The sequence below is a fragment of the Lysinibacillus sp. fkY74-1 genome (assembly GCF_053165895.1).
On record NZ_CP170173.1, the window covers coordinates 2,509,342 to 2,521,800 of the forward strand.

Consider the following 12,459-nt stretch of genomic DNA (forward strand, 5'->3'; position numbering starts at 1 on the left):
CTTAATTTCAAGTGGAATGGGAAGATTAACAGGTTCCCTCGATTACAATTCACTTATTCCAAATAAATATGTTGCGATACTATTCTTTTTTATAGGACTTTCTGTTATGTCCTTTTCGTACCTTAGAAAACCCCGAAAGGAAAAATAATCAACGTTTCCCTTTGCCTGCTCAATCAGGCAGAAGGACCTTGTGGGATACAATGATGGTTCAATCATTATTTTCTCTTAAGCAAGACATCTATAACATCATATGTCCTCTGAAACTTCTGCTTTTATCATTTCATCAGCCTCAATCACCTTCTGCAGCTCAACCTACTTAGAGCATATTTTAGAATTTCTTTCTTTTAGAATAGTTTTTTTAGCCATACTGATCTACTAAAAGGATTGTCCAAAAAACTTATGTTCTAGTAAGGATAAAACATCCAATGTAAACGATCGGCATGTCTTTGATTAATCTTTTCATTAAAATTTGGCTATAGAAGAGAAAAATGCCAAAAGTCATCGAGAATGGGTCTCAACGACTTTTGGCAACAGCGTTCCTATATACCTATGTAGGTTTTCTTTTTATTACTTCTTCTTATTTACATCATCTGGATAAACAATGGTATTGAATACTTCTCCGCTAGATGCATCTTTATAAATTACTGTGACTTTATAATCTTCAACGTCTGCACCATTAAATAATTGATAGTACATACCTGTTAAAGCAAGTCCAACTGAGGCCATTGTATCAAGACTACCGTCGAACTCTTTCTTGTTTACAGAAAGTGTGAATTCTGAAAAGGATTTATTATAAGTAATATCTTTAACAGATTTGTAATCTTGACTAGCTTTAATTTCATCTACACTTGCTAAAATACCTTCTTTTAAGCCTTTCATCATTTCTTCGTGCTCAGGTTTAGACATTTTATACGTTAAAGAACCATCATCATTCTTAATGACTTCCTTAATTCCACTATTTTTCGCCTTTGAAATAACAGAATCAATATCCTGTCCCTCGAAAAATAAAGCTGGAATGGTTACTTCTACTTCCCCACCCTTATTGCTCTCTTTTTCTTGATCCTGACTACACGCAACCATCAGAACACTTACTAATAAAAGTAATGGTAACATCCATTTTCTTGCCATTAAATCTCCTCCTCCTACACAAATATACAGAATGTGAAGGGATTTCACTATAACTATTTTAAAAAAAATATTTATTAATATAGTAAATACTTTTTATCAATTGCTAGTAAGTGTGTATGGAAGTGAATAAATCATTCTACTTTTCGTTCTATAGAATTATATTGTCACGATTGAAAATAACAATGTATATGGTTCAACGTATGCTTCTGTAGTAAAAGCAACTCTTAGTAATATTTCTATTTATAATTTTTCACTCTACCTTCCTTATAGTCCAAAGAATCTTATTCCATACGAATAACCTATTTATAGGAATGGAGGTGAAAATAAAATGGCATCATTTGAAATTGGAGCAAGAAGTCTTTTCAACTTTCGGAACGAGCGCTTTTTTCTAATAGTTGAAGATGAAATTACAGTTCCAGATAAAGGTGTGGAGATTGACCCAGTAAATATCTATGAGATTGACCGACAAACTTTCAGATTTATTAGAGAAGAAGGAGATACACCTGTAGTTGTACCCGTTTTAAAGCTTCCACCTGTACCACCTGGGTTTGACTTAGAACGAAAATGTATTTTTTCGGTGGATAATTCCTACTTCGTCATCTATGATTTAGAAAATGGCACTGATAACCATGTTCTATTAAGAATCAGTGCAGCCCTATTTAACTCGTTAAGAAATTCTGGTGTTCGTGAATGTATTCCTCAAAATTTCATTCATTAAGCAAAAGGAATCAGTTAATGATTACAAGTCCAAGTTAAAACTGATGCTTTTTAAATAGAAAAACTTAGTAAATATCACACATCAAATGTATATACATTAAAAGGATAGAAGAGCTTAAATAAAATTCGCTCTATCTATCCTCTTTTTACTACAAATGACCCTATTTATTACAACAATAAAATGAATCTAATGTTTTCTTACTCCACAATCGGTCGTGGAGTAAATATTGTATAGCATTATGCAATTGGCTCTAAAGCCGAAGCAGCCTCTGAAAAAATAATTTCACTTCCCAAAATTGGAGATTCCTGTTCCGTGTTATTTGACCCTGCATGGGTTTCTTTAAAAGCAGCGCTATTTTTCCATTGAGTAAAGTCTTCAATCGTGTTCCAATACATATTTACATTCAGTTCATCAAATCCGGTTAGATTTTTAGCAATTAAAACCTCCACTTTTATAAAACCTTCTGTTTTTTGTAAGGGACCTGACCTAGTGAACATGGGCGCCATTTTTGCAGCAAAACCTAATTTCGTTTTAATTCTGTTTGTTACAATGATCATTGATTAGTCCTCCTAAATTTTCTATAAACATTTCTATCCTTTAGTAGAGGTAATTTTCAAGTTTTTAAAAGATTCATCATGTTTAAGTTTGCCATCTTCCATTCGATACACTTTATCGCAGTATTCAAGCATTCGTTCGTCATGGGTAACCATAATTGCTGCTTTGTTTCTTGTTTTTGCTTGTATAGCTATGAGTTGAACCACTTCATGAGCTCTTTTTGAATCCAGACTAGCTGTTGGCTCATCTGCCAGAATAATAGACGGGCTGTTTATAAATGCGCGGGCAATTGCCGTACGTTGGCGTTCTCCTCCAGATAACTGTTCTGGCAACTTATTCAGTTTTTCTGTTAAACCCAGACTTTGCAATAACTCCTTTGCATACTCCTTATCCTGTTTTAAAAGTTTCCCTGACATTCTTTTTACTACAAGTAATTGTTCAAGAACAGTTAAATAAGGCACAAGATTGCTAGTTTGTAGGATAAATCCTATTTCATCCAGCCGCAATTGAGCTAAGTTCTTTTGGTTTAACTGATTAAGGCTTTTGCCGTTAAGAATAACTTCACCTTCAGATGATTGGAGTAAGGCGCCTGCAATGGCAAGAAAGGTACTTTTACCCGAACCTGATGGACCAATAACAGCTATAAACTCACCTTGTTCCACAGTTAGGGATATATTATCAAGGGCAAGAACTTGATTTCCCCCCTGTTGATACAGTTTGGAGACATTTTTTAATTGTATACCTGACATTTATTCCATCCTCCCAATCGCTTGAAGTGGGTCTATTTTTGTAATTTTCCTAACTGAAACTAATGAACTTAAAATAGAAATGACAAGTAAGAACAGGGCATAAAGGACAACTAACTTAAGGTCAAGTGAAAATGGCATTTCATCAGGAAGAATAAGGGCTGTCCCATAGGTTAACAAGATTCCTGCTGCAATACTAATGAATGATAATAGAAATACTTGGGATACAATAGCTTTCCCGAGGAAACGATTGCTGGCGCCGATGGCCTTCAATATGCCAAACTGATTTGATTTTTGCAAGGTAAGTACGTAGAAGAATACCCCCAGTACAAATGCCGAAATGGCCAAAAGGAAAGCAAGCATCATCATAATTGTGCCATTCTCTTCTTTATAACCGGGCATTCCCTGTATGGCTTTGGCCTTAGTTACTGTTTCAGTATTTTTGAAGACCTGATTTAGTTTCTCGGAGTCAATTTCCTCCCCTTGCAGCATAATTGCGTTTACAGGTTTTTCAATCCCTTTATCAGAACCAGGTGCTGCAAATTGAATGGAGCGCCATTTATCTAAGGTAGTAAAAATTGCAGGTAAATGATTGTATGTTTCATTTTTTACAAACCCGACAATTTTCAACTCTTCTAATGATCCTTCTATTTTCAACGTATCACCAATTTTAAATCCCTTTTTCTTTAAAGTATCATTCGCGATTACTTCCAAAGACTGATTTGCATCGAGGGGCTTTCCTTCTTCTACAGTAGGTTCCAGAAAACTACCTGGATTGATTCCTAGAATGGCAATATCTACTTTTTCATTTTTATTCGAACTCGAATTATTTGTTACTGTTCCCATAGTGGCACCCATTGCTGATACCGCTGAAACATGAGGTTGGCTTTCTAGTTTCCCTGTTAATGTTTCACTTAATAACGATCGGCTCATAGAGGCTCTTGATCCCTCTTCAAAGGTTACATAATCGGTATCCATATTTTTAAAGGTTGCTGCACTAAGAGTAGACAGGCCGTTACCTAATCCTGATAGTATGAATACTAGCCAAGCAATTAGAATAGTTATAACGCCAATCATCAGAAAGCGTAATTTACCATACTTTAATTCTTTCATAGCAAGAAACAATGTACGACACTCCTTTATCATTAATATATAGTCACGTTTGACTAATTGAATTCTAATAGTTTCTTTTTGATTAGTCAAGCGTGACTATATAATTTTATTTTTGACTCAAATAAAAAAAGGAACCCTCTTTGGTTCCTTTTTTTGTGGATATACTATTTAATCCGAATGATTAAAATTTTGAATAGTTTTTTCAAGAAAGACTATTTCTGCTTCTAGCATAATAATTTTATGTTCGACCGCTAGATTAACACCGGTACGTATCCCATGTGCTGGCGTTTCCTTAAATACATCTATGCGTTTTTTGTTTTTCTTTAATCGTTCTTGCAAGGCCGGGATTGCTTGATCCATAGGAAGGAAATCAATAAACATTAACCCAATATCTCCTTGATAATTAACACTTTCTGCAGAGGATAGATTATCCAATAATAATTGATAAAAATACGTTCGGCCGCTTTCATTTATAGAGTACACTTTTCGGGTAGGTCTATTTCCTTCTTGCACTAATTGAATATCTATATAACCCTTTTGATTTAGTCTATCCAGAGTAGCATAAGCGGTTGGCTTTTTCATATCTGTAACTGTACTTAAGTTTCTTTCGATAAATTCATTAATTTGATATCCATGTTGACTTTGTCCCATTAATAACCCAAGCAGAATTAGTGAGCGATGTTCCACAGAAATCCTCCTTTCTTTCAGCATTCTTTATATATTCTCTCTTAAATTCTATCTGTAGTCAATTGAGTGTTAATTTCGTGCTTGATCCGTTAATGGTGCTATAAAGAAAGGGAACTTTTATTATCTAGAAAAATAACATCTATATTTGGTGCCATTCGTAGATAGCAAACTATAAAAAATGAGATGTTAAAATGAAATTGTTACTTTGGATATCAGTTGGTTTAATCGTAGCTGGACTTTTTGTCCTTATGTCAATGAAAAAAAGCATAGAGGAAAGAAGGAAAAGAGACATCCACTAAATCCGTTGTTTGGTGGATAATAGGGGCCGAGGTGTGGGATTAATAAGTATGTTATTAACTTGTGGTGTTTTTCTGTTTATGTAAAAATGGATGCATTGTAGATAGGTCGAGAATAAATAATTCATTTTGGTGACAGTCCCTAATTAAGACAACGAGCGCGATTGTTTAATAAACGTCGCTGTTCTTCTTCAATTAGCGAGGTGCTTTCGTAGAGGAAGAGACAGTAAACGTTGTCTCCTTTTACTACTTAAATGCTATTTTGATATACTTGCTAGTGCGTGAAAAAATATGTATACTATCAACCGCTGATTTTCTACAAATGCAGCTCCTAAATCTTTAGGATGCTTTTTACACCTGTTACGATGGCAAGGGTATATCCCTTTTCTTGCTACAAAGGCTAGGCATTTGAATATGAGCGCTCGAAGCACACATCTCCTTATTCATTTATGGTACGCAAACATTTTATTTTGTATTTCAATATAGAATTGCTGTATATCAAATTGATGCTGCTTTATAACATCCTCGGCTACTTGTCGAACTTCCTTTTGAATTACATCATCCTTCTCTTCTGTTAAATTGATGATGATGTGGACATGTTCTGATGTCATCGTGTGGTCGATACTGAAGACACCAACATGTTGTGCAGTCATCGTTTCAAATAAATGAGCCATAACATCATTATAGCTAAGCCTGGTCGAGTCAGTGGCTACAGGATCATAAAGATTTTTAATTGTTATTTGAAACGATATCGGGTTTAAATCATTTTTTTGAATACAATCAAGTATCGTTTCCTCTATTTTTTGTTTGGACAGCTGATTGATTGTTTCAGGTATAGACACAAGGAGCTCCATTTTCCCATTTGGCAGGACAGCATAGTCTAATTGAAAGCTATAAGATTCTTTTTGCAGGGCTATGACAATATCACTAATAAGAAATTGATAATGTTGCATATAACCTAATAGTTCATCGTTGCTAGGTTGCGATAGAGACGCATTTGATTTCTCAGCATTTTGAATAGGCGTATGGGAAAAAAAGAAAAAGACGACACTAACAATGATGGAAATAAGAAACCATAAGGTAAATAGTTTTTGGATAAACATCTATAGCCCCCTTATTGGGGACTATATGCAAGGTCATTCAAGGAAATTACGATAGAATTTTATAAAATAACACACGGTCTTGATTTTCGCCGCTATAATCACTATGGATAGACATATTATCCATCACCTTGTCACCTTTCTCCATTCTAAATCCCAAATTTTTGTGAAAGGCAATGGATACTTCATTTATAGGGGATGTAACACACTTAACGATATTACGGTGATACTGTTTCACCACATGAAAGAATACATCATATAACCTTTTTGCAATATTCTGTTTTCTATAATCAGGGTGAACCCCTACAAAATGAATGAACGCTTCATTTGTGTTGGATTGTGATAAAAAACCGACAAGAAAACCAATGATCTCGCCATCCTTTTCCATGATGAGGCTTGTGTTCGTAAAGTGATCGAAAAATAATTTAGGCAGTTTATCTGACATATTCCTTCCGCCCCACCACTCATTAATTACTGGCAATAAAGTATAATAATCTGCACTCTGTAAGCTACGAATGTTCATGGTATCCTTCCTCCCTTTCAACTTCACCTTTTAACTGGACATCGTTATGTAGGTCAAGCTACCGATGCATATGACTTTAATTTGTCCTTCGGATATCTCAGATGACTAACAACACTATACCCTCCATCTAAGATGTTTAATCATACTGTTATTTTAACCTACCAGTTATTTCAATTTCAATCTCTCCTTCAAATCTTTGCCATAACCAATGATTTTAATGTATCGCTTAAAGTCTGAATACGATTTGTCGTATCCGTCATCTTCACTAAGAGCTTATTTTCGTCCTCCACTGAATGCACTATATCACCTGTTGATGATGCATTTTGCTCTGTCATTTTATTCAGCTTTTCAATTTGAGATTGGATTGCCTCAAATTGTAAGATGGCACTGCTTAATTCGTGCATCCCCCTTGTCAAGTCTGTATTCGTTTGCGTAAATGATTCCTTTAAACTATTAAAGAAATAACTGACATCCTGTAAAAGCTGTTCCCCGTGCTGTAATGCTTTTTCACCATCATCAGAACGTTGATGAGCCTCCGTCGCTTTCTCAAACAACGTTTTCGTCACATTCGTAATACTGACCGTAATGGCAGCACTTTCCTCCGCTAGCTTTCGTACCTCTTCCGCTACAATAGCAAATCCCTTACCATGTTCCCCCGCCCTAGCAGCTTCAATGGCTGCATTTAGTGCCAATAAATTTGTCTGCTGCGCAATATGTGTGATCCCCTGTAGCAAGCTATCCACCGTTTGCAAACTGAATTGAAGCTCGTTGACGGTTTCTCCGGTTGAGCTCATGGCATGACTCATCACGCTCATTTGAGCCATCGCGTCCTGCATTTTAGCCCATCCTGCCAAAACCTCTTGCTGAAGTTCAGTAGATTTCTCCACTGTGTCCTTTGAAATCGTCAACGTTTCATTTACAAAATGAACAGAATCACTCATAGTGACATGAATCATTTGCAAACTAGAAGCCTCTTGCTGAATACTGGCAGAAATATCCTCAGTGGCTAATAATATTTGTTTACTAGAGCCAGAAATACTTTGCATGGTTTGCTGGAATTGCGTCACATGTTCGTCCAAAGCCTGACTGCTTTTCTCGATTTCCTGAAATGTATTTTGTAATTGATTGAAAGAAGCTTGGACTTCATTTTGCTGAATTTCAGCATGTTTAATAAGCTCATTCCCCCATTTAGCAAGTAAATAAAAAGCAATAATGACACCGTTCATAATCGCTAGAAGAGTGATGAAAACAATGATGTCATCAAAGGGCCCTAATAAAGATGAAGAATTGACCAAATATAAAATGATAAAGCTAATGTTAGTTAGCAACCCAAAAAACACAATTAATTCCTTTTTAAAATAAAGCGCGATAATGGCAATGGTGCACAGCAAAATATAATGTTTATTCAATGAAAAACTATCTAGCAAAAATAATGTAAACACTATACTTGATGGAATAAGACCAAAGATAAACCCTTTTACATAAGCTTTTATCGGCAAAAAATAATTGCATATAGCTAAGGCGATAACGGCTAGTCCGACAAATAAAAATAGTATTCCTTTTGATATAATCATAGGTCCACAAATTAGAATGGCTAAAATCGATATTATTGCCAAATTAACTCGGTGCACTTTCCTTGTATCATAACGAATTTTGTTCTCCATAATGATCCCCCTAAAAAATGAATGGACATTCAGTTTGATTTTCTATTATTATATAGTATAACTACTACTTTTTGTAGCTAAAAATTGACTTTTAGAGCATATACTTCACATTATTGAAATTAAAGGGGGAATTCTTTTGAGCAGAGTCCAACAAATCGCCACAAATTTTTATTGTATTGATACGCATGATCTAAATAGAGAGCAACGAACAAGCTCCTATCTATTAATTGATGAAAAAATAACCTTAATTGAAACGTCTGCTAGTCCATCCGTTCCATACATTATGGAAGGATTAAAGGAATTAAATATCGCTTTAGAGGATATTCACTACGTCATTGTGACACATATTCATTTAGACCATGCCGGTGGTGCAGGCTTATTTTTACAGAGCTGCCCTCATGCTAAATTAGTTGTTCATCCTAGAGGGTCGGCCCATATGATCGATCCGGGCAGACTCATTTCCAGCGCTAAAGGCGTTTATGGGACCGAATTTGACCGCCTTTTTCATCCGATTGTGCCGATCGATGCAGCCCGAATTATAGAAGTAAGTCATGAACAACAACTCCATTTAGGACAACATCATTTAACGTTTTATCATACAGAGGGCCATGCAAAACATCATGTTTCTATGCTTTATTCCGCTACTAACGGTCTTTTTGTTGGGGATACAACAGGTGTACGTTACCCAGAAATGGACGGTGAAGCAATTGATCTAATCATACCTTCCACTTCCCCAAATCAATACAATCCTGAAACGATGGAGCATTCCATTCAATTGTACGAAAAGCTACAGGCAAGCGAATTATATTTTGGCCATTATGGAGCTTATAAAAATCCAGCAGAGGCCTATCGTCAAGTACGTTATTGGACACCTCTTTTTTTAGAAGAAGGCCGTAAAGCACAAGGAGCATCCAGCCAGCTCCAGGAACAAATTCGCGATTTAGATGCTCGATTAAGGGAGCTGTTATTTAGCTACTTACAAGCAAATGGTCTATCACCCGACCACCCTGTCTATCAAACCATTCCATTCGATACGATTGTGTCAGCGATGGGAATATTGGATTATTTAGAAAAAGTGAAAGCACAGGTTACACTTTAATCATAAAAAGGGTCAAGAAGTAGCTTACAATACTTCTTGACCTGATGAGCATTATTCATTTATACGATCTAAAACTGCTTGAAAGTCCTGTTGTTCCCCTACTTCACGAAAGTATTTAAAGGGATTGCTTATTTTCTTCATTCGCTCCATAACAGCAGGAATCGAAAAATAATAGGGTTTTAAATCGTCATTAACCTCTTCCCAATGGAGTGGCGTTGCGACTAAGCCTAATTCATTTCCACGAGTGGAATAAGGGGCAATTATCGTCTTACCTTCAGCATGCTGCACATAATCTAAATATAATTTATTATGGCGATTTTTTTTAAATCGCTCGATTGTATATAAATGTGGCTTTTGTTGGCATAAAAAACGACAAGCAAATTCAGTAAAAACGCGAACCTCCTCATAGGTAAATTTATTTGCTGGTAACGGGATATAGAGCTGTAACCCTTTCCCGCCTGAAGTTTTGACAAATGATTGTAGCTGAAAATAATCAATAATTCCTTTTAAATCTAGTGCCCCTGCAATCGCCAAAGAAAAATGGTCCGTTGAAGGGGGATCTAAATCGAAGACAATCTCTGTCGGATTCATAGTTTGTCGTGTTTGAAATGGAATATGCCACTCTAATGCTAATTGATTGCCCAGCCATAACAATGTTTCAAGATTATTACAGACCATATAATCAATCTCATCCATCATCGCTGTGCCTACAAAATCAGGTAATTTATCTGGTCTACTTTTTTGATAAAAGCTTTCCCCAGGAACACCATGTGGATAGCGTATTAAAGTTAATGGGCGATCTTGAAGAAATGGCAATAAATAGGGCGAAACACTTTGTAAGTACGATAAATAATGATCCTTTGTTACACCTATTTCTGGCCATACAGGTTTATCAGGATGTGTTATAGGAACTGTTTCAGGAATAGGAAACAGCTGTCGCTGCATATGCTGCCATTGGCAAATATCTGGTGTTAATTCCAATCGAAAGGCATGAAATTTTGGTTCTCGGAGCTTACTACCATCAAAATCTATGCAGGCAATATCAACACAAATAGAAGGCTCTAACTCCCACAATTCTTTCTTACGTTGCCCCTGAGCCTGAAAAAAGGCAACGAGTGTTTGATGCTCTTCCTCCTTCATGCCATGTTTAAATGTAACAACCTCTCGTAAATTTCCTCCGTCATAAATGGAACCTTGGAAATAGCCATTACTATGATCATATTGCGTCACAATGACCGTCACATAACGCCAGTTTTTAATTTTCAACCAATGGCTTGAACGTGTGTTATCCAGCCATTTACTAGTTTTCTTCTTGGCAACCATGCCCTCCCCATTATAGACCTTAATCGCCTGCCATAAAATATTACTTTCCTCCTTAGCCTGCACAATTTGTATGGCCTTTCCATCTTGATCATCTACATTGGGAAGCTTTACCTTTGCTGCTAGCTTTGCCAATTGCTCTTTACGAGTTTTTAAATAACGGTTGCTAAACGATTCCCCTTTGATCATTAACATATCAAACACGAGAAGCCTCATGGGGAAGGCTTGAGCATGCTTTGCAATGACATCTTGATTTTGCATTCTCCCTCTTTGCTGGACAACAGAAAATTCACTTTTATATGGATTGCTTAAATACACAAGCTCCCCATCAAAAATGAGTGGTAAAAATGCTTTCACTGAAGCATGTATTTGGTGACAATAATCTATAATTTCAGGAAACGAATGATTTAAATTACGCCCGTTCCTACTAATAAGTATCGGTTGCTCATCCCATATTAAGAGGCATCGAAAGCCATCATATTTCGTTTCATAAAGCCAGTCATCCCCTATTGGAATTTCATTTGCTTCCGTTAAAAGCATTGGTTTCATGTCACAATACCTACCTTGCTTTTTATCTACAGTGTTTGATGATTTCGATTTACGATACATAAAATACTGCAAAAAATATCATAGTAAGAAAAAGAGGTGACATTTGTATGCATACAGTATGGAAAGGAAGCATTTCCTTTGGACTTGTCAATATCCCAGTAAAGCTTCATGCCGCTACGGAAAATAAAGATATTAAACTGCGACAGCTCCATAAGGAATGCCATACACCGATTAGCTATAAAAAGGTTTGCGAGGGGTGCAATCAAGAAGTAAAAGATGAGGACATTGTAAAAGCTTATGAATATACAAAAAATAAATTTGTCGTACTGGATCAAGCGGATTTAGAAAACTTACGGAAAGAAAATGAAGATAAAGCCGTAGAAATTATTGATTTTGTACAATTGACGGAAATCGATCCGATTTATTTTGAACGCACCTATTTCCTATCCCCTGATTCTACTGGTGCTAAAGCCTATTCATTATTGCGTAAAACATTAGAGCAATCTGGCAAAATTGGCATTGCTAAAATCATTATTCGTTCAAAAGAACAGCTTGCTGTTGTGCGAGTGTATCAAAATGCACTCGTGATGGAGACCATTCATTATCCTGATGAGGTGAGGAGTGTCGGGGATGTCCCGAATATTCCAAGTGAGCAGGACGTTGTACCAAAGGAGTTAGAGACAGCTCTGATGCTGGTCGACCAATTAACGACCACATTTAATCCAGAGAAATATACAGACGATTATCGGAATGCATTGCTGGACTTAATCGAAGAGAAAAAAGCAACCAATACGGTAGCTACGAACGATCAACAACGACCAGTTCCCGATAATGTCACAGATTTAATGACTGCGCTACAGGCATCCTTAGATAAAACGAAAAAGCCTACTACAAGAAAGCGTACAACACGCACAAAGAAAAATGCCTAAAAATGAAGCGTATCCACTCATCGGGATACGCT

12 protein-coding genes are annotated in these 12,459 nt (G+C 36.2%); 3 read left to right on the plus strand and 9 right to left on the minus strand.

The features are described from left to right. Positions 1-567: 567 nt before the first annotated feature. On the minus strand, positions 568-1,128 hold the full coding sequence (locus ACE1MS_RS12165; protein ID WP_012294663.1) for a hypothetical protein: 561 nt from the start codon (positions 1,126-1,128) through the stop codon (positions 568-570). A 328-nt stretch (positions 1,129-1,456) separates the two neighbouring features. Here ACE1MS_RS12165 and ACE1MS_RS12170 point away from each other — a divergent pair, with 328 nt between their 5' ends. Beyond that, positions 1,457-1,846: a hypothetical protein gene (locus tag ACE1MS_RS12170; protein ID WP_012294664.1), complete on the plus strand. Its 390-nt coding sequence runs from the start codon at positions 1,457-1,459 to the stop codon at positions 1,844-1,846. A 236-nt stretch (positions 1,847-2,082) separates the two neighbouring features. Here ACE1MS_RS12170 and ACE1MS_RS12175 read toward each other — a convergent pair whose 3' ends face one another. The 7 genes from ACE1MS_RS12175 to ACE1MS_RS12205 form a co-directional block, all read right to left on the minus strand. After that, the gene (locus ACE1MS_RS12175) at positions 2,083-2,403 is read right to left on the minus strand and encodes a heme oxygenase (protein WP_447402372.1); all 321 of its coding nucleotides are present in this window, start codon (positions 2,401-2,403) and stop codon (positions 2,083-2,085) included. Between the two features lie 33 nt (positions 2,404-2,436). Then, on the minus strand, positions 2,437-3,150 hold the full coding sequence (locus tag ACE1MS_RS12180) for an ABC transporter ATP-binding protein (protein ID WP_447402373.1): 714 nt from the start codon (positions 3,148-3,150) through the stop codon (positions 2,437-2,439). Continuing rightward, positions 3,151-4,272, minus strand: a complete 1,122-nt coding sequence (locus tag ACE1MS_RS12185; protein WP_197149555.1) for an ABC transporter permease — start codon at positions 4,270-4,272, stop codon at positions 3,151-3,153. A gap of 156 nt (positions 4,273-4,428) precedes the next feature. Further along, complete coding sequence (locus tag ACE1MS_RS12190; protein ID WP_036161815.1) at positions 4,429-4,947, minus strand: PadR family transcriptional regulator; 519 nt, start codon at positions 4,945-4,947, stop codon at positions 4,429-4,431. 739 nt (positions 4,948-5,686) lie between these two features. Further along, positions 5,687-6,346 (minus strand): hypothetical protein, encoded by a 660-nt coding sequence (locus tag ACE1MS_RS12195; RefSeq protein ID WP_197224569.1) that lies wholly within the window; start codon positions 6,344-6,346, stop codon positions 5,687-5,689. A 46-nt stretch (positions 6,347-6,392) separates the two neighbouring features. Next, positions 6,393-6,866, minus strand: a complete 474-nt coding sequence (locus tag ACE1MS_RS12200) for a GNAT family N-acetyltransferase (RefSeq protein WP_012294669.1) — start codon at positions 6,864-6,866, stop codon at positions 6,393-6,395. Between the two features lie 188 nt (positions 6,867-7,054). Further along, positions 7,055-8,530 carry a methyl-accepting chemotaxis protein gene (locus ACE1MS_RS12205; protein ID WP_036161818.1) on the minus strand — a complete coding sequence of 492 codons (1,476 nt, stop codon included), beginning with the start codon at positions 8,528-8,530 and terminating at the stop codon, positions 7,055-7,057. A gap of 136 nt (positions 8,531-8,666) precedes the next feature. Here ACE1MS_RS12205 and ACE1MS_RS12210 point away from each other — a divergent pair, with 136 nt between their 5' ends. Next, on the plus strand, positions 8,667-9,629 hold the full coding sequence (locus ACE1MS_RS12210) for an MBL fold metallo-hydrolase (RefSeq protein WP_289448953.1): 963 nt from the start codon (positions 8,667-8,669) through the stop codon (positions 9,627-9,629). Between the two features lie 51 nt (positions 9,630-9,680). On the opposite strand, the gene ACE1MS_RS12215 is transcribed toward ACE1MS_RS12210, so the two are convergent. Beyond that, on the minus strand, positions 9,681-11,498 hold the full coding sequence (locus ACE1MS_RS12215; protein WP_198695941.1) for a DNA ligase D: 1,818 nt from the start codon (positions 11,496-11,498) through the stop codon (positions 9,681-9,683). A 107-nt stretch (positions 11,499-11,605) separates the two neighbouring features. Here ACE1MS_RS12215 and ku point away from each other — a divergent pair, with 107 nt between their 5' ends. After that, positions 11,606-12,427: a non-homologous end joining protein Ku gene (ku, locus tag ACE1MS_RS12220; RefSeq protein ID WP_012294673.1), complete on the plus strand. Its 822-nt coding sequence runs from the start codon at positions 11,606-11,608 to the stop codon at positions 12,425-12,427. Positions 12,428-12,459: the final 32 nt, after the last annotated feature.

Excerpts from the sequence above, each read along its gene's own strand:
- ACE1MS_RS12195 (WP_197224569.1), bottom strand. The coding sequence starts at position 6,346 with ATGTTTATCCAAAAACTATTTACCTTATGGTTTCTTATTTCCATCATT.
- ACE1MS_RS12215 (WP_198695941.1), bottom strand. The coding sequence starts at position 11,498 with ATGAAACCAATGCTTTTAACGGAAGCAAATGAAATTCCAATAGGGGAT.
- ACE1MS_RS12200 (WP_012294669.1), bottom strand. The coding sequence starts at position 6,866 with ATGAACATTCGTAGCTTACAGAGTGCAGATTATTATACTTTATTGCCA.
- ACE1MS_RS12175 (WP_447402372.1), bottom strand. The coding sequence starts at position 2,403 with ATGATCATTGTAACAAACAGAATTAAAACGAAATTAGGTTTTGCTGCA.
- ACE1MS_RS12165 (WP_012294663.1), bottom strand. The coding sequence starts at position 1,128 with ATGGCAAGAAAATGGATGTTACCATTACTTTTATTAGTAAGTGTTCTG.
- ku (WP_012294673.1), top strand. The coding sequence starts at position 11,606 with ATGCATACAGTATGGAAAGGAAGCATTTCCTTTGGACTTGTCAATATC.
- ACE1MS_RS12180 (WP_447402373.1), bottom strand. The coding sequence starts at position 3,150 with ATGTCAGGTATACAATTAAAAAATGTCTCCAAACTGTATCAACAGGGG.
- ACE1MS_RS12205 (WP_036161818.1), bottom strand. The coding sequence starts at position 8,530 with ATGGAGAACAAAATTCGTTATGATACAAGGAAAGTGCACCGAGTTAAT.
- ACE1MS_RS12170 (WP_012294664.1), top strand. The coding sequence starts at position 1,457 with ATGGCATCATTTGAAATTGGAGCAAGAAGTCTTTTCAACTTTCGGAAC.